We start from the raw sequence: 26268 nt of genomic DNA on the forward strand, positions 1-26268 counted from the left end.
TTCTCTAAATCAGAAAAAACTTTTCAATAACAAATCAATAGAGAAAGCAGTATATTCGTTTTGGAAAAAGCTAAAAGCATAAAAGTAGAAGGTATTGCGTGGTTTATCCATTTCTTTTTTGTACAGCATTAAAGTTTTCAAAAGTATGCAAAGAAGTATTTTTTAATAATAAATATTATGCAGTACCTTATGGTTTGTTTTTCGTATTTTATAATGAAAAATAATAATTTATAAATATATTCACACAACTATATTATTTATTCACGTATTTATTGAGAGAATTTTACTTTATAATTATTTTATTTATTAGCATTATCTATGAATGTATAATACAAAATAAACTGAGAATTGATATTTTTATATTTGTAAACTTATAAGTTAAATTTATCATAATTCCCTAAAATTAAAATTATAAATGCCATTATAGTTTAACAGTTTATGAGTTGTTTATTTAACCTGTATTTCAACTACTTTTCAAATGATATGCAAATCCATTTACTAAGCTGTTATTGGACAATTTTTTAATTCAAAGTGAAGGATATGTGGAACAGTGAAAAATACGAATGGCAAGAGATCTCATTCGAGTTGCGTAATGCTCCTTTATTTTTAAAATCATTACATTATATGCAAAAAACGATGGTTTTAAAAAAATTTATTCAAGAAGTTAGGTGACGAATTTTTGCAATATCCAAAAGACAGTGAATATTGATAAAAATTTTTGAAAAAATGCTCAATATTTTTCACAATATAACTTAGCAAAATTCAAAACATTCATAAAGAAAATTGGCAAAAGGAAATGTGCTTTGTAGAGCGCATGTTGGAAAATCTTGTCCCCTAACCTCTATTCACACATCCACCACTTTAAAAAAATACACAACAATAAATTTTATGTATAAAAAAGTACAATCCTCTTAAATATCGAAGTTTAGGAAATAACTAAGCAATGCATCCCATTTGATATAAATTCAATTTATAAAAGCCTTCTTACATCGATATGAAGCAAACTGCCGATAATGGCCCCATTATCATATTCATGTAAAAGAACGTACTATATTCCCAGTGTTGGACGGCGTTTTTCTACAGGATATCGTTGGCATTTTTGAGCAATACGTGTAACTGCTTTTTCCAGTGGTTCGACCGTAACATCCATAGAAGAACCATTTGCATGAATAATATTCTCATGATCAGTCATAATAGCGACATGACCTTTCCAAAAAATCAAATCACCTCGTTGAAGTTTATCACCATTTGATAGTGACTTTCCTATAGTTTTTTGTTGCATGTCAGTATCACGTAAAACCACTTGACCAGTCATTGCCATAGAAATCTGGACCAATCCTGAGCAATCAACTCCAAAGCCACTGGCTCCACCCCAACGGTAAGGTGTGTGGACTAACTTTTCAGCAGCATCAACATAATTTTTATACACAACGCTGCCAATCGGACTGAGGTGATCGCTAACGATTGCGCCCCCATTTTCAAGTATAGAATATTTGGTTCCACGGACTTCAACTTCATTAAAAACGCTTACCTTACTTCCTATAGATAAAGGATATTCTACTGGTCCACGCAAATCAGCTTGCGAATATTGAAAAGTACGTGGCGCTGTAACAACATGTGTTTGTTCTACGGTTGATGCACAAAGCGCTTTTGTCTCAATATAGCCAACATAACCATCTTTGAGAGATTGTGCCCACGACATCTCTTCTCCATGCTCAAAGATGAGAAGTTCTTCTCCGAATAAGCACTCTGTCTGCATTTCACTTTTGTTATTATTCTCTTTAAACAATCCAGCAACAGGCGCATTAACACGTCTTTTTTCACCTTGCACAAAGCGCTGAGCTGTAATTTCGCCTTTAAGACGTTCGTCTGCTAGATCTTCTCTGAATGCATGTAATCTCGGATCTTTAGGAAACATTTATTTACCTTTCATCTGATAATTGGTAGTGGTAGGATTTTTATCCTCAAATAAATTACAGAACACAATTAAAAGTGAAGAACGATTGCTCTTAAGGTTCTAAAGTTGTCCGTTTTTATGTTTATTTTATGTCAAAATTAATTTTTAAGGAGATTATAAAGAGCACGAATAGTTTGTGCTGATCCCCCAATAGGGTATCCTGGTTTTTCTTTTGGGACCCATCCATAAAGGTCGAAATGTGCAAAATGTTCAGCTTTTTCAACAAAAGAATTAAGAAATAAAGCAGCCGTTATAGAGCCAGCAAAGCTATTTCCAGTTACATTGTTAAGGTCAGCAATTGGTGATGATAACATCTCTTGGTAAGGTTTCCAAAGGGGCATTTGCCAAAGAGGGTCGAAAACAGCGTGAGCAGATTCAGAAACTTGTTGTGCCCATATTGAATCATTACAATAAAATGCGGGAAGATCTGGTCCTAATGCTATCCGTGCTGCCCCCGTTAAAGTAGCCATGCAAAGCATGAATTTTGGACTTTCTTCATCACCATAGGCGAGTGCATCAGCAAGGACAAGTCGCCCTTCAGCATCTGTATTACCCACTTCAACGCTTAAACCTTTACGACTTTTGAGAATATCACCTGGTCGATAAGCATTCGCAGAAATTGCATTTTCTACAGCTGGAATTAAAACACGTAGACGGAAAGGCAATTTTGCATCCATGATAAGCTTAGCCAATCCCAAAACGTTTGCTCCACCTCCCATGTCTTTTTTCATAAGCAACATGTTATTGGCTGATTTAATATCCAGTCCCCCTGTATCAAAAGTTACGCCTTTGCCTACTAACGTTATTTTAGGGTGATGTTCTTGCCCCCAGTGTAACTCAATCAGTCGTGGTGCAGTGCTGCCTGCTCGCCCTACGGCATGAATCATCGGAAAGTTATTGGTTAAGAGATCATCTCCACAAATAGTTTGGACATGAGCACCGTATGTTTTCCCTAGTTGTCGTGCTTCTACTTCGAGAGTAGTAGGGGTCATATCATTGGCTGGGATATTGATGAGATCACGGACGAAGAAGACAGCTTCATAAATGCGTTGGAGTTCATTAAGATCAACAGCCTCATTGACATGGATGGATAATGATTTGAAAGAAGAATTTTGACGATAGCTATTAAATTGATAGCTTCCCAGTGCCAATCCAAGATAGACATTTATTTCATCAGAGGTCTCACCTTCTAAATGCCATTGACCAGAAGGAAGTTTTTGAGCAAGCAGTCCTGTGATAAAGGGATCGTTACCATTGCCAATTCCAAATAAAACTTTTTTTAAATGCCCCGTTTCATGAGGAACAAAGAGTATTTGTCCTGCTTTTCCAGTAAAATCATTAACTTTTATCCATGCTGTTGTTGAAGCATCAAGTGATAAGTTGGCAAGATTTCTTTGGTTTACCAAGATGATAGGGAAACTGTTATCGATAGGTGTTGAGGTAAAATGAATGGGGTGCTGCTGCATAGTTATGAGATCCTTATAATCGTCTAAGTGCGACATACTCGACCAAATGATTTTTTCCCTTTCGTAGAACGAGATTGGACCGTGGTCGTGTTGGCAATATATTTTCTTGTAAATTTTTTAAATTAATTGTTTGCCAAATATCCTCAGCGATTTTTGAGGCTTCTTTTTCATTCAGTAGGGCATAGCGATGAAAATAGGATTCAGGATTTTGAAAAGCTGTTTTACGTAAACGTTTAAAGCGCTCTAAATACCAGTGACGAATGACTTCTGTTTCGGCATCTACATAGATTGAAAAATCAAAAAAATCTGATACGAAAGGAATGGCCTTTCCATCTTTAGGAAGATCACTAACCTGTAATACATTAATCCCTTCAACAATTAAAATATCAGGACGGTCAATAGTAATTGTCTGATTTTCTAGAACATCATAGGTCATATGCGAATAAAGCGGAGCAGGGACATTCCCAACACCTGCTTTTATAGCCGAAAGAAAGCATAGCAATTTTTTAATGTCATAGGAATCAGGAAATCCTTTACGATTCAGACGATTTTTTTGCTGTAAGATTGCGTTAGGATAGAGAAAACCATCCGTTGTGATCAGATCAACTTTAAGATTAGATGTCCAACGTTTCAACAGTTCTTGAAGGATGCGAGCGGTGGTTGATTTTCCTACTGCTACAGAACCAGCAATTCCAATAATAAAGGGTGTTTTTTTAGTCTCTTCTTGATGGAGAAACTGCTGACGTTTGTGAAAAAGCTCCTGTACTGCTTCAACATGGCATGAGAGCAGACGCGATAAAGAAAGATAAATGCGTTGGACTTCTTCAAGATCGATAGGATCATCAATAGAGCGTAAACGTTTAATTTCATCAAAAGTCAAAGTGAGAGGTGTGTCCGCACGAAACTCTGACCATTCTTGTGCCGTAAAGACGCGATAGGGTGAATATCGGTCAGAAATGGATTTGACCAAATTATCTTTCTGATTAATTTTTTGTACAGTTGTATCAATCATTTGTATTTGTCGAGATTTTTTTTGCCACAGTAATCGATTAAGAGCGGACAGATGAGCTGCTTTATATTCAAATAAATTTTGTTTTGCATGCTCTCTTCCTTAAGATAATAGATCATTTTTATTAACTTATCGTCCAATCATTCCAATGAGCACGGATCTGTGCCAATGAGTGTCCTTGTGCCAAAAAAGCCCATAAAAGCAAACGCGCTTTTACGGCTGATAAATAACCGGACATGAGAACACCCGAAGCAATCATATCGATTTCTGAGCCTTTATAGCCATAAGTTATACGAGTTGTTGAGCCATTACAACAACGACTAGCAATAATAATGGGTATTTTTTGTGCATATTGTTGTACAAGGTCTGCTTCTTGAAAACTACAGTGTCCTGCACCAAAACCAGCGATAACAAGCCCGGCATAATATCCACTTTCAAGGCAGAGTTTCATTAATTGCGCATCAGACGATAGAGAGGAATAGAGGAGTGCAATTTGATGATCGTGGTTTTGAGGAAGATCAAACGTTGTCGGGGAAAATTTTCTATCATTGAAATAAATGAGTTTTCCTTCTAAAATAGTTCCTAAAATACCTACGAGTCCTGATTGAAATGTTTCAACTTTGACGGTATGACTTTTATAGAGCCAATAAGGTGAATGAATCGTATCGTTAATGACAACGAGAACGCCTCTGTTGCGACTTTGTGGGGACGTCGCGACACGGGTTGCTGCTAAAATATTAGCGGGTCCATCAGCGCCTGCTTCATAAGGAGTACGCATAGCACCGGTTATGATGAGTGGTTCAGCTTCCTTCCAATAAAGAGAAAGAAAAAAAGCTGTTTCTTCTAGAGTATCAGTCCCTTGCGTTAAAACAATCCCTTCTGCGCCAGCGTGTATTTGTTGTTTTGCCCACTCGAGTATTTCAAAAAGAATTTTAAAAGATAAAGATCCACTTGGTATTTGCATTAATGTTTGTGCGTGAATATCAGCCACCTTATTTAAATCAGGAACACTTTTTATGAGGTTATCTGAGGTTAAAGTCGGTTGCATGTGGCCAAAACGATCAGCAGTCATTGCAATTGTTCCACCTAAGGTTCCTATAGCTATTTTTTTCATAATTTTCCTCTATAAAGGCACAAACTGTTTACATAAAGCTATTTAGCAGTAATTTACATTGACAACAATAATATCATTTTTTCAATTTCAACAAATTGAATGATGCTGAATCATTGTGTTTTGCTATATATGTTCTTAAATAGGACAATAGTAATTGAGTTTTACATTGTATGAAAAGATAATATTAAAAGGAAAGTAATATAGGAGTCTCCTTATGACAGAACATAAGCCAGACATAATGTATGGTACAACGATTATTACAGTACGAAAAGGTGGCAAAGTCGTGATGGCTGGCGACGGTCAGGTATCTCTTGGACAGACGATTATGAAAGGCAATGCACGTAAAGTTCGTCGTCTTGGGAAGAGCGGAGTGGTTATTGCTGGTTTTGCAGGTGCTACGGCAGATGCGTTCACATTACTGGAAAGATTAGAAACAAAGCTTGAGCAATATCCTGATCAACTTATGCGCGCATGTGTAGAACTTGCAAAGGATTGGCGAACAGATCGCTATTTGCGTCGTCTTGAAGCAATGATGCTCGTGGCTGATAAAAAAGTAACTTTGGCTCTAACAGGGCTTGGTGATGTCTTAGAACCAGAAGATGGGGTTATGGCCATTGGCTCTGGAGGAAATTTTGCTCTTTCAGCAGCGCGGGCACTGATGGACTTGGATTTAGATGCCGAAACCATTGCCCGTAAAGCTATGGCTATTGCCGCTAAAATTTGTGTTTACACCAATGATCATTTTACGATTGAAACATTGGATACAGAATTATCTTCTTTAGAGAAAGCTATTTAAATGTGTGTTGTATTTTCCCCTCGTGAGACTGTTTCTGAACTTGATCGCTTTATTATTGGCCAAAATGATGCCAAACGTTCTGTAGCTATTGCACTGCGTAATCGGTGGCGTAGACAACAGCTTGATGGGCAGATGCGTGAAGAAGTGATGCCAAAAAATATTTTAATGATAGGACCAACAGGTGTTGGTAAAACAGGGATCGCACGTCGATTAGCAAAACTTTCTGGAGCACCCTTCGTGAAAGTAGAAGCAACTAAATTTACTGAAGTTGGTTATGTGGGGCGTGACGTTGAGCAAATTATTCGAGATCTTGTTGAAATTGCCATTTCTCTTGTGCGTGAAAAGAAACGGGATGAAATAAAAGAAAAGGCTCACGTGAATGCCGAAGAGCGCGTTTTAGACGCCCTTGTTGGTAAAACAGCAAGTCCCGCTACCCGTGATAATTTTCGCAAAAAATTGCGTGAAGGTGAATTGGATGAGAAAGAGATTGAAATTGAAGTAGCCGATAATAATAGCAATAGTGCTTCAACCTTTGATATTCCTGGTATGCCTGGGGCGCAAATGGGGATTATGAATTTATCCGATATTTTGGGTAAAATGGGCAGTCGTACAAAAGTCCGAAAAACAACAGTAAGGGATGCTTTTAAACCGCTTATTGATGATGAATCTGAAAAACTCCTTGATCAGGAACAAATTATTCAAGAAGCGCTTCGTGTTGCTGAAAATGACGGTATTGTTTTTATCGACGAGATTGATAAAATTGCAACGAGGGATGGTGGAGCTAGTGCTGCGGTTTCGCGTGAGGGCGTCCAACGTGATCTTTTGCCTTTGGTGGAAGGCACAACAATTGCTACAAAATATGGGCAAATCAAAACAGATCATATTCTTTTTATTGCCTCTGGTGCATTTCATGTTTCTAAGCCATCTGATTTATTACCGGAACTTCAAGGACGTTTGCCTATCCGCGTGGAGCTCAACCCTTTAACAAGGGAAGATTTACGGCGCATTCTAACAGAACCAGAAGCAAGTTTGATTAAACAATATATTGCTCTTATGGCAACAGAAGAGGTTCATTTGGAAATTACCGATGATGCGATTGATGCTTTAGCAGATATTGCTGTAGATTTAAATGCAAGGATTGAAAACATAGGGGCACGTCGTTTGCAAACCGTTATGGAGCGTGTTTTAGATGAGATTTCTTTCACGGCACCGGATAAAGCTGGAACATCGTTTAAAATTGATGCTGCTTATGTGAGAAAATCTATTGGCGAGCTTGCTGCTGATATCGATCTCTCCCGTTTTATTCTTTAGATGTATTGCTTGTTTTGTTTATCTGCGTGCTTCGATAATTTTGAAACCATGGGCTTGTTCATGTATAAACACTGTGCGGAAAATATCTTTTAACAATGTTTCATAAGGAAGGTGGCGGTTTGCAACAAGAAGTAGACTGCCACCTAGCCTTAGGCATTTTGCAGCATTTATAATAAAATGTTTTCCTAAGGAGACATCTGTCGTTTGTTGTGTGTGAAACGGTGGGTTTGAAATGATTGTGTCATACAGATTGGTGACAGGCTCATGCACAAGGTCATGCCAATAAAAATGAATTGGAAAAGGAGCTGTTATGGGTTTAAGGTGCTGTTTTGCTGCTTCCAAAGCGTTGTAGTCTGCTTCATAAAGATCAAGAGTCGTAAGTTTTACATCGCTTTCAAGTGCAACGTGAGAAAGATAGCCCCAGCCAGCTCCAAAATCAGCCGTTTTCCCAGAAATAACTTTGAGCATATAAGAGGCAAGCGCTGCAGATCCTGGATCAATACGCCCGTGTGAGAACATACCAGAAGTGGTTTGAAATTTATCAAAAGAAAGCGATTGTGAGCGCAATTGTGCAATATTTTCTCTCTCTATTTGTTGAGGAACTTGAAGCCAAAATACAAGACCATGATTTTTAGATAGTTTATTGGTTATGGGAACAATTGTTTTCACCCATTTCATCATTGAAGCAGCACCAGCCGTTTTATTCCCACTGATCACAATCCATCCACTGGGTTTTACGCATTCTAATAAATCAAGAAAACAATTTTGGTTAAAACCACGATATTTGCTTAAACGTAAAAATGCTCCATCATAGATGAAAGTTTTATCTATTTGAGGAGAGCAGTGAAATTGAGTATCGACAAATTTTAAAAAATCTGGTCGCCAAGGCGTGATAACTTTTAAATTTTTCGCCCATTCTGGAGGAGGGACCTCCGTTAAACCGAAACTTAGCCAGCATTGGTTTGGATCTGGATAAGGGAGTGCATAATTTTCAAAGGGTAAAAATGATAACACATGTGGTTCTTTCAAAGAAAAATGCCATTCCAATGTTGGGATGGCATTTCATGATTACGATAAGAAGAAAAGATTACTCTTCTTTTTTCTTCCGGCGGCGCTTATTTTCAGGTTGCTTTTTTTCATCCATGCACTTTTCTTCTTCTACCGATTTACCATCGATAATTTCCTTTCCGGTTTCTTGATCAACGACCTTCATTGATAACCGAACTTTTCCACGCTCATCAAAGCCCATGAGTTTAACCCAAACCTTATCACCTTCCTTAACAATATCAGTTGTTTTGGTGACGCGTTCTGATGCAAGTTGAGAGATATGCACAAGCCCATCACGAGAACCAAAAAAGTTTATAAAGGCACCAAAGTCCGCAGTTTTTACAACTGTACCTTGGTAGATAGCACCAACTTCAGGTTCATCGACAATAGAATGGATCCAGCGTTTTGCTGCTTCAATGGTTTTAGCATCAGCAGAAGCAATTTTAATGGTACCATCATCTTCAATATTAATTTTTGCTCCAGTTTGTTCCACAATTTCTCGAATAACTTTACCACCAGAGCCGATAACATCACGGATTTTATCAACAGAAATATTCATCACTTCGATTCGTGGAGAAAATTCACTCAGTTCAGCTCGTGCGCTGGTTAAAGCTTTCGCCATTTCGTTAAGAATATGGATTCGGCCACCTTTGGCTTGTTCAAGTGCGATTTTCATAATCTCTTCGGTAATACCGTCAATTTTGATATCCATTTGCAAAGCAGTAATACCATTTTCTGTTCCAGCAACTTTAAAATCCATATCGCCAAGATGATCTTCATCTCCTAAGATGTCAGACAGAACAGCAAAGCGTTCTCCTTCTTTAATCAAACCCATAGCAATACCTGCAACGGGGCGCGCGAGCGGAACACCAGCATCCATGAGAGCAAGTGATGTTCCACAAACCGTCGCCATGGAAGAAGATCCATTGGATTCAGTAATTTCTGAGACAGCACGAATGGTGTAAGGAAAAGATTCTTTCGTTGGTAACATGGGGTGAATTGCTCGCCATGCTAGTTTTCCATGTCCAATTTCACGACGACCAGGAGAACCAAGGCGTCCTGTTTCACCTACTGAAAATGGTGGAAAATTGTAATGGAGGAGGAATGTTTCCTTATACATGCCTGTTAAGGCATCAACATATTGTTCATCTTCACCAGTTCCCAATGTTGCAACGACAATCGCTTGTGTTTCTCCGCGGGTAAAGAGTGCTGATCCATGTGTGCGGGGCAAAATACTTACTTCTGATTGGATAGGGCGCACGGTAGAAAGATTGCGTCCATCAATCCGCTTTTCTGTATCAAGAATGTTTCCGCGAACAATTTTTGCTTGCAACTGTTTAAATACGGTTGCAATTTGATCTGTACTAAATTGACAGTTTTCTTCTGTTTCTGGCATAAATTTATTGATGACTTCTGTTTTCAGGGCATCAATTGCGGCATAACGTTCTTGCTTATCAGTGATTGTGTAGGCCTTTCGTATACCCTGTTCGGCCATTTCATGCATCGCTTTTTCAAGCTCAGAAAGATCTTCAGGAACAAAATCACGAGGATCTTTTGCAGCAACCTCAGCAAGCTTGATGATGGCATCAAGGACAGGTTGAAAGCCTTTGTGACCGAACATTACAGCACCCAACATGATATCTTCCGGCAATTCTTGTGCTTCTGATTCAACCATTAATACAGCACTTTCTGTTCCAGCAACCACCAGATCAAGTTTTGATTCAGGCATTTCATCCATATGAGGATTGAGAACATATTGTCCATTACAATAGCCAACGCGGGCACCCGCTATAGGCCCCATGAAAGGAACACCTGATAGGGTCAATGCGGCAGAGGAGGCAATCATCGCAAGGATATCGGGATTATTTTCGAGATCATGCTGTATAACGGAAACAATGACTTGTGTATCATTTTTATAACCCTCAACGAAGAGAGGACGAATTGGACGATCAATCAAACGTGAAACCAAAGTTTCATTTTCAGTTGGCCGACTTTCACGTTTTAAATAGCCTCCAGGTATTCGACCAACCGCATAGGATTTTTCTTGATAATTAACGGTGAGTGGAAAAAAGTCCTGGTCTGGTTTTGGGCTTTTAGCCGATACAACGGTTGCTAAGACAATCGTTTCTCCATAGGTAGCAATCACAGCACCATCAGCTTGACGCGCTATTTTCCCTGTTTCAAGGGTGAGCGGACGCCCGGCCCATTCAATTTCTATCTTGTGCGTTTTGAACATTTTTTATCCTTAATGACCAGTGTTTAAATCTTTGATTGCTCACATTCTGACTTTGCGTAGCATATTTTCAGGCTCTGGGGTGGACAACAAGTTACTTCCATCTTTGTTGGGAGAGGAGAGAGATAAATCGCCTTAAATGCGAAATGATGAACAGCCTTATCCCCTAATAACTTGTCAGTTTTTAAAATTTTCAACTAAAAGCAACATGTTGAAAAAATGGGTGGTTTTTTTACACCATCCCATTTTTCTTTTAGCGACGCAAACCTAACTTCTTAATAAGTGTCTGATAACGATTTTGGTCAACTCCTTTAAGATAATCAAGAAGGCGCCGGCGTTGAGACACCATCTTTAAGAGACCACGACGAGAATGGTTATCTTTTTTGTGAGATTTAAAGTGGTTTGTTAAATTAGAAATACGTTCAGAAAGTACAGCAATCTGTACTTCTGGTGATCCTGTATCACCAACTTTATTTGCGTATTCTGCAACAAGAGCTTGTTTACGTTCAGCTGTAATCGACATCGTATCATCCTTTCAAAAAACGAAGAAACATAAAGTCACCCATAGCCGAGATGTCGTTCAGCCAGGGTCTGCGAGGAAATAAGAAGAGTCAAAGACTCTCACCTATTCTCGCTCTTATATAGGAAAGAAGGTTAAAATACTAGTCCTTTACAGCATTTTGAAGTCTTTCTTTAAATAAAGGCTTTTGTTTTGAAATATTGATTTAAATAGGGTTTTATGAGAAGTTTTTTAAAGATTTATGCATCCTTTTGATACAAAGATTATGAGCGTGTGTGTGGTAACAAAAGTGATAAATACCGATTTGGAGGGAAAAGATGCAGAGCATTTCAACATTAAAACTTTTTCGTAATTCGGTATTTCGAAATTTATGGTCATCTACGCTTATTTCTAATTTAGGGGGGCTGATACAGGCTGTTGGAGCAGGGTGGTTAATGGCATTAATTAGTTCTTCGCATTCCATGGTTGGGCTTGTTCAGAGTGCGACAACATTACCACTTGTTATGTTTTCTTTAATGGCAGGGGCATTAGCGGACAATTTTAATCGGCGTCAAATTATGTTGTGTGCACAGATTATGATGATGGTCATATCCATGAGTTTATCTGTTTTAGCCTATATGGGATTTTTAACACCTTGGCTTTTGTTATGTTTTACGTTTTTGATTGGGTGTGGCACAGCCTTTTATAATCCTTCTTGGCAAGCAACGATAGGAGATATTGTGAGCAGAGAAAATATTCCTGCTGCTGTTAGTTTGAATAGTGTCGGCTTTAATTTAATGCGGAGTGTTGGTCCTGCTATTGGGGGGGCCATCATTGCAACTTTGGGGGCATCTGCTGCTTTTTTGTTTAATGCTATAAGCTATATCCCTCTTATTGGTGCATTATTTTTCTGGAAATCGAATGATAAAAACAACTCATTGCCAAGAGAAAGACTGTTAGGGGCTGTCTCAGATGGTTTGCGTTATGTTGCAATGTCACCTAATCTTCTGAGTATTATGGTTCGAGCGTTCCTTTTTGGTATAGGGGCGATTTCAATTTTAGCTCTTTTGCCAATTGTTGCGCATAAAGTTCTTGGAGGAAGTGCCCTTCTTTATGGGACATTGCTTGGTTGTTTTGGATTAGGGGCCATGACAGCAGGGATTATTAATGCATTTGTACGGCATCATTTTCGTTCAGAAACAATTATTTCAAGTGCATTTATTGGTTTTGCTTTTTCTTGCTTTTTATTGGGAATAAGCCGTTCAATGATTATAAGCCATATTGCTTTATTTCCTGCAGGCCTAAGTTGGGTTTTGGCATTATCATTGTTTAATACATCTGTACAACTCTCTACACCACGCTGGGTTGTTGCACGTTCTTTAGCACTTTATCAAACCGCATCTTATGGGGGGATGGCTATTGGTAGTGCAATCTGGGGAATTTTAGCTGATGGTTATTCTCCAACAATTGCTTTGAGTATTTGTTCTCTATTCTTGATTGTTGGAGCTCTTGCGGGGGTAAAATTTAGAATTCAAGAAATTCCTCAAATAGATTTGAATCCTCTTGATCATTTTAGAGAGCCAGAACTCTTACTCGACCTAAAAGCAAGAAGTGGTCCGATCATGATAATGATCGATTATCAAATTCATGAAAATGATCTGGAAGAGTTTCTCAAAGTGATGACGCGTCGACGCCATATTCGTTTACGTGATGGTGCGCGTCAATGGGTCCTTTTACGAGATCTTGAAAGACCTGAATATTGGACAGAGGCTTATCATATGCCAACTTGGGTAGATTATTTACGCCATAATCATCGTCGTACGAAAGCGGATGCTGAAGTTAATAAGCGTTTGCGTCATTTAAATTGTGCTCCTGATGGTATAAGAGTGCATCGTATGATTGAACGACAGACAATACCCCAAGCCAATGAGATGCTTTTAAAAGTCCCTTCTGATCATCTTCCTTAAGATTAGAACAGTTTTTTAATATGGTTGTTATATTCTTTAGATCAATTGGTTAGCATAAGCACAAAAAATGAGTATTTTAATGATTGGTGTATTTATTTATAATGGTATTTTATCATTTTTTTTAGTGTTGGTTCCAAAAATCTTTAAACTTCTCTCATTTTAAATCTATTGATCTTATGTATATTGAATCAATAAAATTATTTTCTTGTATGTACAAACGGGAGCTAATGTGGGGGTAAAAACGATTGAAAAGGGAATAAAAAAGCCTCTTGAAGCTTCTCAAATATGAGAGTTTTAAAATTAGGAAATGGCAAAGTGTATGATAGTGTTGGCTTGTAGTACGATCTTTAAGTTTTACTATGAATACGGGGAGCGTAGAGAAATGAAAAGCAACATATTTCTCTTAATTTGATAGAGAATAATATCTTTTAATAAGAGATGGTTAGAAGAAAGAAACGCTTAAATTGTGAAAATCCGCTTTGGTTTAAAGAGACCTTTGTCGAGAGTACCAATAGCAAGAAGTTGTTTCCTATAGAGGAGACAAACCTCCTCTTCATCAAGAAGTGTTTTATCAGCACATAAAGAAATAGAATGCCCCCTCATAACTCTCTGCGCTTGGGTTTCAGTAAGCGGATAATGAGGGAGACAATCTAATGCGGCTCCCGTTTCAATTAACAGTTTATCGAGTATTGAGAAGTCTTTTTCAAAAGAACACTTATTTTCATCTGTGGTGTTTTTATTTGGCGATATTGCTGCTTTTAGTTCATCCCATGTAATAAGATCCTCTTCATCAAAAGGTGCGACGGCAATACGTCTTAAGTCAGCAATATACCCATAGCAACCCAGATCACGTCCCATATCGCGTGCTAGCGAGCGCACATAAGTTCCTTTCCCACAAGTTATTTCAAAGACAGCGTACTCTTTAGTAGGCATTTCTATTAACTCGAAAGTTTCTATTTCCACTTCACGGGGCGCAATTTCAAAGACTTCCCCTTCACGCGCTAGATCATAGGCGCGATTTCCAGCAATTTTGATTGCTGAAAATTGCGGAGGTGTTTGCAAAATAATACCTGTATATTGTGGAAGAAGAGAAAGTATTTCTTCTTGTGTTGGACGTTTGAGAGAAGTTTTCGTTATTTCTCCTTCTAGATCATCTGTTGCACGCTCTTGTCCCCAAGCGATATGAAAACGGTAAGTTTTTTTGCCTTGCATCACGTAAGGAACGGTTTTGGTTGCCTCACCTAAGGCAATGGGGAGGAGACCAGAAGCAAGAGGATCAAGCGTACCCGCATGCCCAGCTTTTTGTGCATGAAAAAGCCATTTTATTTGTGAGACAGCTTCTGTTGATTTCATTCCTTTTGGTTTATCAAATATGACCCAGCCAGAAACAGGACGCCCTTTTTTTTTGCGTTGCCGTGCCATATCTTTAATCCTCATCTTTATCGCTATGAAGATCGCGTGCAACCTCAGGTGATCGGAGGAGGGCATCAATTTTTGAAAAGTTATCAAAACTATTATCAAGTCGGAAACGCAGTTCTGGCATATATTTCATTTGTCGCAACGCATGACTGATTTCTCCACGGAGGAAACGACTATGTTTATTGAGGGTATCAACAACATCGGTATGGGAAGCATTTTTAAGCGTGCTGAGAGGGGATACAAAGCAAGTAGCAATTTTTAAATCCGGTGACATGCGTACTTCAGAGACAGAAATGACAATATCTTTCAAGACATCATCAAGCAAAATATTACGCTGTAGTATATGCGCTACTGCATGACGTACTTGCTCTGCTACTCTAAGTTGCCGTTGTGATGGCCCTGCATTTTTCATCAAAGTTTTATCCTTGCTCCAAAACCTCTTTTTTTGACCATCCAGATAAGGAAAAAAAGAGACATTGTGTATAGAATTCCAATAACTTCCCTCATTTCAAAACAGAGTAAAGTTATGGGATTATTTTATAATGTGCGATTAATATGTTCGATACGGAAGGTCTCAATGATGTCTCCTGCGCGCATATCTTCATAATTTTCAAAGGCTATTCCACATTCTTGTCCACTTTGCACTTCATTGACTTCATCTTTAAAGCGTTTGAGTGTTTTCAGTTTTCCTTCGTGAATAACAATATTATCGCGGATAAGGCGAACACCGGCTCCTCGTTCTATTTTACCTTCTGTAACACGACATCCAGCAACTTTTCCGATTTTTGTAATGTTAAAGACTTCTAGAATTTCAGCATTACCAAGGAAAGTTTCACGCTGTTCTGGTGAGAGTAATCCAGACATGGCAGCTTTGATGTCATCAACAAGATCATAAATGATGTTATAATAACGAATTTCAATTCCTTGTGTTTTAGCAAAATCACGCGCTTGTTTATTGGCTCGAACATTAAAACCAATCACAGCTGAATTAGAAGCTTCAGCAAGAGAAATATCACTTTCGGTAATTCCTCCAGCACCAGAATGTACAACACGCGCACGAACCTCATCGTTTCCTAGTTTCTCCAATGCTGAAGCGATTGCTTCAATTGATCCTTGCACATCCCCTTTGATAATAAGAGAAAATTCCTTAACACCAGTTGTTTGCAATTTTGACATCATCTGTTCGAGAGAACCACGCGAACCGGTTTGTCGCGCAACAGCTTTATCACGTGCTAAGCGTTGACGGTATTCAGAAATTTCGCGTGCTTTTGCTTCATGCGTGACAACAGCAAAACGATCTCCAGCTTGTGGTGTTCCTTGCATGCCTAAAATTTCAATCGGTGTAGAGGGAACGGCTTCTTTGACATGGCGACCATGGTCGTCAATCAAAGCACGCACACGCCCCCATTCATTTCCGGCAACAATAATATCAGAAGGATGTAATGTACCTTTTTGAACAAGAACGGTCGCAACAGATCCGCGTCCGCGATCCAATTTGGCTTCAATGACAACGCCCTCTGCAGTTCGCTGAGGATCTGATTTCAGATCAAGCATTTCAGCTTGAAGAAGGATAGCTTCGAGAAGTTTATCAAGGTTTTGACCAGTTTTAGCAGAAACTTCAACGTCCAAAGTCTCACCGCCCATCGTTTCAACAAACACTTCATGTTGTAAAAGTTCTGTACGCACTTTTTGTGCATTCGCAGCGGGTTTATCAATTTTGTTGATAGCAACAATAATAGGAACACCAGCAGCTTTGGCATGATTAATTGATTCAATCGTCTGCGGCATGACACTATCATCAGCAGCAACAACAAGAACGGCGATATCGGTAACACGGGCTCCACGAGCACGCATAGCGGTAAATGCAGCATGACCCGGTGTATCAATAAAGGTAATTTTTTGACCGTTTTGTTCTACTTGATAGGCCCCAATATGCTGCGTAATACCACCTGCTTCACCAGAAACAACATTTGCTTTGCGAATAGCATCCAGAAGAGAAGTTTTTCCGTGGTCAACATGGCCCATAATGGTTACAACAGGGGGACGCGGTTGCATATTTTGAGGATTATCTGTTATATTAAAGATACCTTCTTCTACATCAGATTCTAAAACACGCTTAACAGTATGACCAAATTCAACAGCGATGAGTTCAGCAACGTCTGCATCAATAACATCGCCAGGTTTCATCATTTGTCCTTGTTTCATCAAAAACTTAATCACATCAACAGAACGCTCAGTCATACGTTGAGCGAGCTCTTGAATGGTAATCGTTTCAGGAAGAACAACTTCGCGAGAAATTTTTTCTCTTGGTTCTTGGTTTTGTGCACGCTTAAACTTTTCCTGTCTGCGCCGCATTGCAGCCATTGAGCGCCCCCGCGCACTCCCTTCTTCGTCCAGTGCGCTATTAAGAGTCAGTTTTCCACGACGTCGCTCATCAGCTCCTTTGACAACTTTTGGTGCACGTATTTCTGATTTAGCAGGATTAGCACGTCGGCTATGCCGTTCTTCCTCTTTATCTTCATCTATTTTGCGTTTTTCAATGACAGTTGTGTTTTTAGGCGCAATAGGAATATCTGTCTTTTCGATGAGGGGAGACTCAGAGAGAACAAGTGGAATCTGTACCGGTGTTTTTTCTTCTTCTTGTTTTTGAAGTATTTCTTTTTCTTTAATTTCTTTCTTTAAAATTTCTTCACGCTCTTTAGTGCGTCTTGCTTCTTTTTCAGCTTGTTCTCGCGTTATTCTTTCTTGGATATGTGCCTCTTCTAACGCGCGAAGCCTCGCTTCCATTTCAGCCGATGAAAGATTGCTTTTGGCTACAGATTCTTGAGGCTTTTTTTCCTCAAAACGCGGTTTAGAGCGCTGGGGTGCCACATGCGGCTTTGTAATAGGCTGCAGGGTCTCAGCTTTTTCATCAGGTCGCGTAATTTTACGTCGTTTGGTTTCGACAACGACAGCTTTTGTGCGACCATGGCTAAAATTTTGTTTGACCGTACTCGTTTCCAAGACAGACCGCTTGAGAGTTAGTGTCTTTTTGCCTATTGTTTTGTCGTTGTTATTTTCACTCATTGTACTTCCTTCACGGCTTGTGCCGTCATCTCACCGTGCTTACTATGTTTGTCATCACGATAGCTGATCAATTTATATATTGTTTTGAGAAATCCCTCAGCAGCCTTTGTGTCCAATAAGGCTGCGTGCATGACAGGATTAGAGCCAAAAGCTATGCGCATTTCATCACTTGTAAATAAAGATATGGTTTTTATCGTCCGATTTGTTTGTTGTTGTATTGTATGGATGGCTTGTGCAATTTTTCGTTTTCCATCTTCTGTTGTTTCTTTAGCATGAAGTACAAGAATAACTTGACCAGAGCGGATAGCAGCGTCAACCTTCGTTGCTCCCATGACAACAGCTCCCGCTTTTCTTGCCATGGAAAGGCTTGAAAGAGCAGCTTTGAGTAAAAGCGCATCAACAATATGCACAAGATTTGGTGCAACCTCAACATCTGTTTTAAAATTTTTATGAAAGGCTTTCTGTTTGATCGCTTTCTCAACAACAGCGTGATGGGCAGAAATCCAAACGCCACGCCCTGGTAAATTCGCTTTAAGATCAGGAACAATTTTGTTATTGGGACCAATAACAAAACGGATCAGCGTTTGTGCTGAAGCATTTTGTCGGGTCACAATGCAAGTCCGTTCATTCATTTAAAGTGTATCCACATCCAAATCATCTGTTTTTTCATTTTCTGCAGAATTTTCATCTTCTACAGGATTTTCTGTAACAAGATCAGCTTGGTCTATCCAGCCTGCCTGTACACGCGCGGCTAAAACCATAGCTTCTGCATCTGCGCGTGTAATGTCAAAAGGGGTTAAAATACCAGAAAAATTCTTTGTTTGACCTTCTTTGCGTTCTCTCCAGCCAGCTAAATCATCAACGGCATAGCCAGCAAAATCTTCTATTGTTTTTACACCATCCTCACCCACAGCAACCAGCATAGCACTTGTCATTCCAGGAAGTGTTCGCAATTCGTCAGAAACTCCGAGCTTTTTGCGTTTCTCATCAAGTTCTTTTTCTTGATGATCGAGATATTCGCGGGCCCGACTCTGGATTTCAGCAGCGGTATCATGATCAAAACCATCAATAGAAGCGATTTCTTCAAGATCAATGTAGGCGATTTCTTCAATAGAAGAAAAACCCTCTGATGCCATAACCTGTCCGATCATTTCGTCAACCTCTAAGGCTTCCATAAACAATTTACTGCGTTCAGTAAATTCTTTTTGACGATTTTCAGATTCTTCCTTTTCCGTTAAAATATCAATGTTCCATCCTGTTAGTTGCGAAGCTAAGCGAACATTTTGTCCGCGTCGACCAATCGCAAGGCTGAGTTGGTCATCCGGCACAATAACTTCGATACGTTCAGCATCTTCATCAAGGATGATTTTAGAAACTTCAGCAGGTTGCAGTGCATTAACGACAAATGTTGCAGCATCAGGCGACCAGGGAATAATATCAATTTTTTCGCCTTGTAATTCTGCAACAACAGCTTGTACACGACTTCCTCGCATTCCCACACATGCTCCAACAGGATCAATGGAACCATCGCGTGAAACAACGGCAATTTTGGCTCGTGAACCTGGATCACGGGCAACCGATTTAATTTCTATAATACCATCATAAATTTCAGGAACTTCCATAGTAAAAAGTTTTACCATAAATTGGGGATGTGTGCGTGAAAGGAAAATTTGTGGTCCACGTGTTTCACGGTGTACATCATTGACAAAAGCACGAATACGGTCTCCATAGCGGAAGGATTCACGGGGAATTAATTCATCACGACGCACAATAGCTTCACCGCGTCCTAGATCAACGATAACATTGCCATATTCCACACGCTTGACTGTACCAGAAATAATTTCACCAACTTTATTTTTAAATTCTTCATATTGCTGATCACGCTCTGCATCGCGTACTTTTTGTACAATAACTTGTTTAGCAGATTGTGCTGCGATACGTCCAAAATCCATAGGAGGTAAAAGATCAGCAAAAAAATCACCAATTTTTGCATCTTCTTGGCGTTTGAGTGCATCGGACAAAGTAATTTCCGTTGTATAGTCTTCGACAACATCAACGATTTTAAGCAGGCGTTGTAATTTAATTTCACCTGTTTTGGAATTGATTTCAGCACGGATATTGGTTTCTTGACCATAACGAGAACGTGCTGCTTTCTGAATAGCATCAGCCATCGCAGAAATGACAATTTCACGGTCGATTGACTTTTCACGTGCAACAGCATCTGCAATTTGCAGAATCTCAAGCCTGTTAGCGCTTGTAGCCATCAATTTTCTCCTTCTTTGTGCCACACGATGGGTATTTCCCAGTGATATTATTTTTTGGAATTGAGCGTCTTTATTGAGTCGGTAGGATTATCTTCGGAAATGAATTGTTGACTTAAATCTTTATTTTTTTTCAATGCATCGCGAATAAGCTCATCGGTAAGCACTAAATGCGCGCCTATGATATCACAAAAAGAAATAGAGGAATACATGGCTTCTCCATAAGCAGCTTTATCAGTGTTTAAAATAAATCCATCTTGCGTGATATTGGTAAGTGTTCCACGAAATTTTCGGCGTCCATCAATGGTTATTTTGGTTTCAATTTTTGCAAGATGTCCTTGCCAATGAAAAAAATCAGATTTTCTTACCAATGGACGATCAATTCCAGGGGATGAGATTTCTAAATGATATTTGCGGTCAATAACATTTTCCACATCAAGGAGGGGGGAAACAGTCCGACTAACATTTTCACAATCTTCTACGGTCAGAGAACCATCAGCCCGTTCAACCATAATTTGAAGTGTTAAACCATTTTGTCCAAGAAGCTTCACACGAACCAAACGAAAACCTAAAGGTTTAAGCAGTGGTATGACAAGAGCAGCAACCCGTGCCTCGATACCATCTTCTTCAAACAGGCGTGGTTCGTCAAGATTGCTTATTTTTTCAGCTTCGTTCATACATTTTATCCAAGTTATTTTCGTCAGTTTTACGATATTAAAAAAGAGCAGGTCCAACGACCCACTCTTCATCATAAGACCAAGAATTTAGCTATTGATACTCTTAAATTCAAATTTTTTCAAGTTGTTTATGAGAAAAGCACTTGATCATTTATTTCTTGATAAAGGTAAGATAGGCAGGTGCTCGTCCTTCGCGTAAAGCTTTTGCTTCATAGCGGGTTCCTCTCCATAGTGGATAAGGGGTTTTCCAATCTTGAGGGCTTTCTGCTTTCCACTCAAAGTGATCATGGTGTGCACAATGATAGAGGGTCCAGTTTACATAACTGTCTATATCACTAGCAAAGCGAAATTTTTTTCCCATTTTAAGAACACGAGAAAAACGGTTAAGATTTTTTATATTGATGAAACGTCGTTTCCAGTGTTTCTTTTTCGGCCAAGGATCAGGATAGAAAAGATCTATGCCATCAAGTGAGTTATCAGGGAGCCAGTCAAGCAGGCGTGTAGCATCATCATTATAGAGCCGAAGATGATTTTGATGGTGTGTATGCTGTTCAAGGGAAAACAATATTTTTGCCATGCCATTGATAAAGGGCTCGATACCGATAAAACCGGTTTGTGGAAAATGTTCCATTTCATGGAGTAAATGTTCACCGCCACCAAAGCCAATTTCAAGTCGAATTTCTTTTACTTTGCTTGAAAATAAGGATGTAAGGTTTGAGGGAGGAGGGACATTTAAATCAATATTAAAATTGGGGAGGAGAATTTTTACACGCGCGAGCTGACTGTTTCGCAGCCGCTTTCCTTGTCGGCGTCCAAAAAAGGCTTCACTCTTGCGTGTATTATGTTTAATCATAGAATTTCGATCATTGTTTGAAGCGTTTTCACGAGATCAGTTTTTTCCCATGAAAACGAACCATCATGCTCTGGTTTTCGCCCAAAATGACCGTAAGCAGCTGTTTTTGTGTAGATCGGTTTATTAAGGTCAAGATGTTTGCGAATTCCAGTGGGGGAAAGGTCCATTATTTTGCGAATGGCGGCTTCAATAACCTTTTCATCGACTTTTCCCGTTCCATGCAGATTAAGATAAATTGATAAAGGTTGTGCAATACCAATTGCATAGGAGAGTTGAATGGTGCATCGCTCTGCTAAATGAGCAGCAACAATATTCTTAGCCAGATAGCGCGCCGCATACGCTGCAGAACGATCAACTTTAGTCGTATCTTTTCCTGAAAAAGCACCTCCTCCATGGGGGGCAGCACCTCCGTAAGTGTCAACAATAATTTTGCGCCCCGTCAGTCCAGCATCGCTTTGAGGGCCACCAATGACAAATTTTCCTGTTGGGTTAATATACCAACTGCATTGAGCGGCAATGGGAATATCATGTAAAGCTTGACGAATATAAGGTTCAACGACTGTGCGAACTTTATTGGAATCCCAACTTTCGTCAAGATGCTGCGTTGAAAGAACGATGGATGTTACCTCTATAGGTTTTCCATCTTTATAGCGTATGGTGATTTGGCTTTTAGCATCTGGTCCTAATTTCCCAGTTTCTCCTTCTCCTTTATGGCGGGCTGCGGCAAGAAGTTTGAGAATCTTATGCGCATAATAAATTGGCGCAGGCATAAGATCAGGTGTCTCACGGCAAGCATATCCAAACATGATGCCTTGATCACCTGCTCCTTCTTCACCATGCCGATCTGTTGCATTATCAACGCCTCTTGCAATGTCAGCGGATTGAGGGCGCAAAAGAACATCAATTTTAACAGTTTTCCAATGGAAACCTGCTTGTTCATAGCCAATGGCGCGAATAGCACGGCGCGCTGCTCTACGAAAACGCGTGGGATTAATGAGTGGAAAGCCAGTTTCATCATAGATAAACTCTTTATTTTTATTTTTTTTTAAGAGCGTATCGGGAACACGGACTTCACCGGCGATAACAACACGGTTTACACTGACGAGAGTTTCACAAGCAACGCGCACTAACCACGGATCAGTCCCAGTCTTTTGCGCTTCTTTATAGATCATATCAACGATTTCATCGGAAATACGATCACAAATTTTATCAGGATGTCCCTCCGATACTGATTCGCTCGTAAAAAGATAATCTTTATGCGGCATAGGAACTCCTTCAAAAAAGAAAACCAACAATTCAATTAATTGCCTACTAAAATTGCTCCGGCTTGCCAATTCCAAAGCAAATCGTCAATACAAATTTATATGAACAAGAGAGAAAAAAATAACTTTAATTTGATAGCTTATTTGTCAAATCTTCCTCAGAAAGTGCTTTTGCCAAATCAATGATTTTTCGACGCACTTTAGCATCAGATATATTCGTAAAAGCCCGCATGAGCTGGATACCTTCGCTGCTAGAACAAAAGTCCATAAAATTGTGATCACTTTCAGCAAAACCTTCTACTTGTTGAGAGGTAAGTCCTTTATCAAAAAAGTAAGAAACAGGAACATCCATAATTTCTGCTATCGCTTGAAGACGACTGGCACCAATACGGTTTGTTCCTTTTTCATATTTTTGAATTTGCTGAAAAGTAATGCCTAATTTTTCACCTAGTTTTTCTTGAGTAAGTCCTAAAATATTACGACGTAAACGGATACGAGTTCCAACATAGATATCTATAGGGTCAGGTTTTTTTCTAGTTTCGGTCATAATGCAACTCTTTAATTTCCAGCACTTTTCTTTTAAACCAACATCAGATTTACGCGAAGTTGATTTATCATATAATTAAAATAACAATGTAATATTTTTCCCAATATTACTGGTACACGCAACATAATACTGCTCAAGGAGCACTTGAATCATTTAAGCTGTTTTGTAGAACCAAAACCAATACGACACAATAGCATAAGGATGAATAAGATAAAAGTAGAGAAAGTTCTGTATTCATTGCTTCCTATAGAGGTAATGGATGATGGAATTTTTGAATCAATAATGCCCACAGCATTTTGTTGAAGAGCTACAACGATTCGTCCATAAGAATCAATAACAGCTGATATTCCATTATTGGCTGCTCGTATGAGGGGGATTCCCAGTTCAATGGCACGAAGCTGTGCTTGTTGAAGATGTTGATAGGGGCCTGGTGTTACACCAAACCATGCATCATTTGTAACATTAATGATTGCTTGAGGCGGTGAACCTTTAAAAGTCATTTCATGGGGAAATATCGCTTCATAACAAATCAAGGGCAGGTAAGAAAATCCGTTTGGCATTGTGACAGTTTTGCGCACATGTGCAGCACTATATCCACCAATATTATCAGCAAGGGTACGTAATCCAATTTTTTTCAATAAATTTTGATAGGGAAGATACTCACCAAAAGGGACCAAGTGAAGTTTATCGGAAGTGTGTAAAATACTACCTTGAGCATTAATGACTGCAATTGTATTAAAATATTGCATTTGGGAATGAGAAAGATCATCACTGGCGCGTATTGCTCCGATAATAGCCCATTGTTTAGGTTTTAAAAGAGAGGCAATATGCATTGTGATAGAAGAGTTATCATAGAGAAGGTAAGGAATAGAAGCTTCAGGCCATACGATAAAATCGGGTTCTGGATTTTTACCAGTTATTGGTGTCGCACTCAGCTGCATATGCGCTTCCAACATAGCTTCTCTTGTATTATCGCGCAATTTTATATTTTGTTGGATAGAAGGTTGAACAATGCGTACCCAATAATTGTTTTTTTGATCTTCAGCTGTGTTTTCTATCGTATGGAGACGATAAAATCCAAAACCACTGTGAATGAATATAAGTGATACGCAAAGAAAAAGTGCTGCTTTCTTTTTTTCATCTGTGAGTAAAACTGTTGGCAAACTGTAGGCTAAGATAGCAAGAATATTCATTCCGTAAAGTCCCACGATTGCATCAGATTGCATAAACATTGGGGTTGGCATGGCTGTATAGCCAAGAGCATTCCATGGAAATCCTGTGAATAAGAACGCACGCAACCACTCGGCTAATCCTAAGGCAAAGGCTAAAACAAAAAAGCGTGCTATTCCTTTTGTCCATAATAAACCGACAATGAAACCAGAAAAAAACCAATAAAGAGAAAGGTAGAGAGGAGGAAATAAAATGGCGAGTGGGACTGCCCAACCAAAAGAATCTGGATCTGTCAACAAAGCATTGCAAAGCCACCAAAGTCCGCAAATAAAATAACTAAAACCAAAGGTTCCACAGCTTAAAGCATAGGTAAAAAAACGTTTTTTATTATTTGGGGAGGACCTTATTGAGTCAAGCAAAACAATAAAAATAGGAAAAGTTAGAAAGCAAAGAGGTGTTAAATAAAAGGGTGGAAGTGCAAAGGAAGTAAGAGCGCCACATAGAAATATCCACACCTGCCTCTTCCAGCTGGTAACAGAGAACAAAAAAACGATGAAATTGTTTAAAAACGCTCGACTATTCTTTAGGGATAGCATTGTTTTCAAGATTCTCATTTTCTGGAATGCGAAAAATGCGCAACCGCTTAATTCGGCGTTTATCAGCTTCTAAAATACGAAATTTATAGCCAGGGACAGCTTCGATAACTTCACCTTTTGCAGGAATACGATCAAGAATGGAGACAATTAAACCACCAATAGTATCAACCTCATCACCATATTCCCCTACGATAAAATCAGGACCAAGAGCTTTTTCCACATCTTCTAGTTCGGTTCTTGCATCAACGAGCCATTTATTGTTGTGTTCGCGTACGATAGCATTGTCGACATGATCATGTTCATCTTCGATATCACCAACGACTAATTCAACAATATCCTCCATTGAAACGAGACCATCTGTTCCCCCATGTTCATCAATAACTAAAGCCATTTGTGTTCGTGTGGTTTGCATCCGTGTTAATAATTGGCTTGCAAGCATAGAACTGGGAACAAAGAGAACGGTTCGGATCAAATCCAATTCACCGATTGGGGTATGTAAATCTGTATGGTTTAATTGAGGCAAATCGGATTTCTGTTCGTTTTTTGTAGGGCTGATAATAAAGCGAGTCATATAGTTAAGAATATCGCGGATATGGATCATGCCGCGCGGGTCATCTAAAGTTTCAGCATAAACAGGTATGCGAGAATGACCAATTTTTGCGAAACATTTAAGGGTTTCTCCAAGTGAGGTGTTTATTTCTAGTGCTTCAATTTCAGAACGCGGGATCATAACATCATCCACGCGTGCTTCACGCAAGCGTAAAATATTATGCAGCATAGTACGTTCTTCAGGTGAGAAGAGAGAGGTATCTTTTTCATTGTTAGTTGCAAGTGCAACGGTAAGATCATCGCGCAGTGACGTAGATGCACAATTACGCCCCCGTAAGAATGAAAACAAATGATTCATCAGGGAATATTTTTCTGTATGATTCGTTTGTTGAGAGGGATCTTTTTCATTATTAGAAGATGTTTGACTATTATTTTGTGCATTTATTTTGTTTGCCATGGTTTTAAAATC

General features: G+C 39.1%; 21 protein-coding genes. 3 read left to right on the forward strand and 18 right to left on the reverse strand.

Features of this window, described 5'->3' with window-relative positions; all coding sequences use genetic code 11:
• Positions 1-1048: 1048 nt before the first annotated feature.
• The 4 genes from PVV57_RS04340 to PVV57_RS04355 all read right to left on the reverse strand — a co-directional run bounded on the left by PVV57_RS04340 (position 1049) and on the right by PVV57_RS04355 (position 5546).
• The gene (locus tag PVV57_RS04340) at positions 1049-1918 is read right to left on the reverse strand and encodes an NlpC/P60 family protein (RefSeq protein ID WP_273783531.1); all 870 of its coding nucleotides are present in this window, start codon (positions 1916-1918) and stop codon (positions 1049-1051) included.
• Positions 1919-2055: 137 nt separating this feature from the next.
• A complete protein-coding gene (locus tag PVV57_RS04345; protein ID WP_273718195.1) occupies positions 2056-3423 on the reverse strand; it encodes a M17 family metallopeptidase in 1368 nt (455 codons plus the stop codon).
• Between the two features lie 13 nt (positions 3424-3436).
• A complete protein-coding gene (coaA, locus tag PVV57_RS04350; RefSeq protein ID WP_273718288.1) occupies positions 3437-4381 on the reverse strand; it encodes a type I pantothenate kinase in 945 nt (314 codons plus the stop codon).
• 175 nt (positions 4382-4556) lie between these two features.
• Positions 4557-5546, reverse strand: a complete 990-nt coding sequence (locus tag PVV57_RS04355) for an asparaginase (RefSeq protein WP_273718196.1) — start codon at positions 5544-5546, stop codon at positions 4557-4559.
• A 214-nt stretch (positions 5547-5760) separates the two neighbouring features.
• Here PVV57_RS04355 and hslV point away from each other — a divergent pair, with 214 nt between their 5' ends.
• Positions 5761-6342 carry an ATP-dependent protease subunit HslV gene (hslV, locus tag PVV57_RS04360; RefSeq protein WP_273718198.1) on the forward strand — a complete coding sequence of 194 codons (582 nt, stop codon included), beginning with the start codon at positions 5761-5763 and terminating at the stop codon, positions 6340-6342.
• Complete coding sequence (hslU, locus tag PVV57_RS04365) at positions 6343-7653, forward strand: ATP-dependent protease ATPase subunit HslU (protein ID WP_273718201.1); 1311 nt, start codon at positions 6343-6345, stop codon at positions 7651-7653.
• A gap of 18 nt (positions 7654-7671) precedes the next feature.
• On the opposite strand, the gene PVV57_RS04370 is transcribed toward hslU, so the two are convergent.
• From PVV57_RS04370 to rpsO, 3 genes are all read right to left on the reverse strand, one after another.
• The gene (locus PVV57_RS04370; protein ID WP_273718290.1) at positions 7672-8667 is read right to left on the reverse strand and encodes a class I SAM-dependent methyltransferase; all 996 of its coding nucleotides are present in this window, start codon (positions 8665-8667) and stop codon (positions 7672-7674) included.
• 73 nt (positions 8668-8740) lie between these two features.
• Positions 8741-10936 carry a polyribonucleotide nucleotidyltransferase gene (pnp, locus tag PVV57_RS04375; RefSeq protein ID WP_273718203.1) on the reverse strand — a complete coding sequence of 732 codons (2196 nt, stop codon included), beginning with the start codon at positions 10934-10936 and terminating at the stop codon, positions 8741-8743.
• A 250-nt stretch (positions 10937-11186) separates the two neighbouring features.
• Positions 11187-11456 (reverse strand): 30S ribosomal protein S15, encoded by a 270-nt coding sequence (gene rpsO, locus PVV57_RS04380; protein ID WP_005774142.1) that lies wholly within the window; start codon positions 11454-11456, stop codon positions 11187-11189.
• Positions 11457-11770: 314 nt separating this feature from the next.
• Here rpsO and PVV57_RS04385 point away from each other — a divergent pair, with 314 nt between their 5' ends.
• Positions 11771-13399 (forward strand): MFS transporter, encoded by a 1629-nt coding sequence (locus tag PVV57_RS04385; protein WP_273718208.1) that lies wholly within the window; start codon positions 11771-11773, stop codon positions 13397-13399.
• A gap of 459 nt (positions 13400-13858) precedes the next feature.
• Here PVV57_RS04385 and truB read toward each other — a convergent pair whose 3' ends face one another.
• The 11 genes from truB to PVV57_RS04440 form a co-directional block, all read right to left on the reverse strand.
• Entirely contained in the window at positions 13859-14821 is a 963-nt protein-coding gene (gene truB / locus PVV57_RS04390) for a tRNA pseudouridine(55) synthase TruB (RefSeq protein WP_273783533.1), read from the reverse strand.
• 4 nt (positions 14822-14825) lie between these two features.
• Entirely contained in the window at positions 14826-15230 is a 405-nt protein-coding gene (gene rbfA, locus PVV57_RS04395; RefSeq protein ID WP_273718212.1) for a 30S ribosome-binding factor RbfA, read from the reverse strand.
• Between the two features lie 125 nt (positions 15231-15355).
• Positions 15356-17884, reverse strand: coding sequence for a translation initiation factor IF-2 (gene infB, locus PVV57_RS04400; protein ID WP_273783534.1), 2529 nt, complete (start codon positions 17882-17884; stop codon positions 15356-15358).
• Positions 17881-18516 carry an RNA-binding protein gene (locus PVV57_RS04405; RefSeq protein WP_273718215.1) on the reverse strand — a complete coding sequence of 212 codons (636 nt, stop codon included), beginning with the start codon at positions 18514-18516 and terminating at the stop codon, positions 17881-17883. Before PVV57_RS04405 ends, infB begins: the two co-directional genes overlap by 4 nt.
• On the reverse strand, positions 18517-20148 hold the full coding sequence (nusA, locus tag PVV57_RS04410; RefSeq protein WP_273718218.1) for a transcription termination factor NusA: 1632 nt from the start codon (positions 20146-20148) through the stop codon (positions 18517-18519).
• A 47-nt stretch (positions 20149-20195) separates the two neighbouring features.
• The gene (gene rimP / locus PVV57_RS04415; RefSeq protein ID WP_273718219.1) at positions 20196-20822 is read right to left on the reverse strand and encodes a ribosome maturation factor RimP; all 627 of its coding nucleotides are present in this window, start codon (positions 20820-20822) and stop codon (positions 20196-20198) included.
• 151 nt (positions 20823-20973) lie between these two features.
• On the reverse strand, positions 20974-21675 hold the full coding sequence (locus PVV57_RS04420) for a tRNA (guanine(46)-N(7))-methyltransferase TrmB (RefSeq protein WP_273783535.1): 702 nt from the start codon (positions 21673-21675) through the stop codon (positions 20974-20976).
• Complete coding sequence (gene metK, locus PVV57_RS04425; protein ID WP_273783536.1) at positions 21672-22940, reverse strand: methionine adenosyltransferase; 1269 nt, start codon at positions 22938-22940, stop codon at positions 21672-21674. The genes PVV57_RS04420 and metK overlap by 4 nt, the downstream gene beginning before the upstream one ends.
• A 124-nt stretch (positions 22941-23064) precedes the next feature.
• On the reverse strand, positions 23065-23484 hold the full coding sequence (locus PVV57_RS04430; protein ID WP_012230643.1) for a helix-turn-helix domain-containing protein: 420 nt from the start codon (positions 23482-23484) through the stop codon (positions 23065-23067).
• A gap of 149 nt (positions 23485-23633) precedes the next feature.
• Positions 23634-25268, reverse strand: a complete 1635-nt coding sequence (lnt, locus tag PVV57_RS04435) for an apolipoprotein N-acyltransferase (protein ID WP_273783538.1) — start codon at positions 25266-25268, stop codon at positions 23634-23636.
• Positions 25231-26256: a hemolysin family protein gene (locus tag PVV57_RS04440; protein WP_273783539.1), complete on the reverse strand. Its 1026-nt coding sequence runs from the start codon at positions 26254-26256 to the stop codon at positions 25231-25233. The genes lnt and PVV57_RS04440 overlap by 38 nt, the downstream gene beginning before the upstream one ends.
• Positions 26257-26268: the final 12 nt, after the last annotated feature.

Origin of the sequence: Bartonella sp. AU15XJBT, assembly GCF_028618615.1 — a bacterium.
In the GTDB taxonomy this organism is placed as follows: Bacteria; Pseudomonadota; Alphaproteobacteria; order Rhizobiales; family Rhizobiaceae; genus Bartonella.

Bases quoted from the DNA above. Each gene is read 5' to 3' on its own strand.
- PVV57_RS04355 (WP_273718196.1), bottom strand. From the start codon at position 5,546: ATGAAAAAAATAGCTATAGGAACCTTAGGTGGAACAATTGCAATGACT.
- infB (WP_273783534.1), bottom strand. From the start codon at position 17,884: ATGAGTGAAAATAACAACGACAAAACAATAGGCAAAAAGACACTAACT.
- metK (WP_273783536.1), bottom strand. From the start codon at position 22,940: ATGCCGCATAAAGATTATCTTTTTACGAGCGAATCAGTATCGGAGGGA.
- hslV (WP_273718198.1), top strand. From the start codon at position 5,761: ATGACAGAACATAAGCCAGACATAATGTATGGTACAACGATTATTACA.
- hslU (WP_273718201.1), top strand. From the start codon at position 6,343: ATGTGTGTTGTATTTTCCCCTCGTGAGACTGTTTCTGAACTTGATCGC.
- PVV57_RS04340 (WP_273783531.1), bottom strand. From the start codon at position 1,918: ATGTTTCCTAAAGATCCGAGATTACATGCATTCAGAGAAGATCTAGCA.
- rimP (WP_273718219.1), bottom strand. From the start codon at position 20,822: ATGAACGAAGCTGAAAAAATAAGCAATCTTGACGAACCACGCCTGTTT.
- PVV57_RS04385 (WP_273718208.1), top strand. From the start codon at position 11,771: ATGCAGAGCATTTCAACATTAAAACTTTTTCGTAATTCGGTATTTCGA.
- rbfA (WP_273718212.1), bottom strand. From the start codon at position 15,230: ATGAAAAATGCAGGGCCATCACAACGGCAACTTAGAGTAGCAGAGCAA.
- PVV57_RS04420 (WP_273783535.1), bottom strand. From the start codon at position 21,675: ATGATTAAACATAATACACGCAAGAGTGAAGCCTTTTTTGGACGCCGA.
- rpsO (WP_005774142.1), bottom strand. From the start codon at position 11,456: ATGTCGATTACAGCTGAACGTAAACAAGCTCTTGTTGCAGAATACGCA.
- PVV57_RS04440 (WP_273783539.1), bottom strand. From the start codon at position 26,256: ATGGCAAACAAAATAAATGCACAAAATAATAGTCAAACATCTTCTAAT.
- lnt (WP_273783538.1), bottom strand. From the start codon at position 25,268: ATGAGAATCTTGAAAACAATGCTATCCCTAAAGAATAGTCGAGCGTTT.
- nusA (WP_273718218.1), bottom strand. From the start codon at position 20,148: ATGGCTACAAGCGCTAACAGGCTTGAGATTCTGCAAATTGCAGATGCT.
- PVV57_RS04430 (WP_012230643.1), bottom strand. From the start codon at position 23,484: ATGACCGAAACTAGAAAAAAACCTGACCCTATAGATATCTATGTTGGA.
- PVV57_RS04345 (WP_273718195.1), bottom strand. From the start codon at position 3,423: ATGCAGCAGCACCCCATTCATTTTACCTCAACACCTATCGATAACAGT.
- PVV57_RS04405 (WP_273718215.1), bottom strand. From the start codon at position 18,516: ATGAATGAACGGACTTGCATTGTGACCCGACAAAATGCTTCAGCACAA.
- truB (WP_273783533.1), bottom strand. From the start codon at position 14,821: ATGGCACGGCAACGCAAAAAAAAAGGGCGTCCTGTTTCTGGCTGGGTC.
- pnp (WP_273718203.1), bottom strand. From the start codon at position 10,936: ATGTTCAAAACGCACAAGATAGAAATTGAATGGGCCGGGCGTCCGCTC.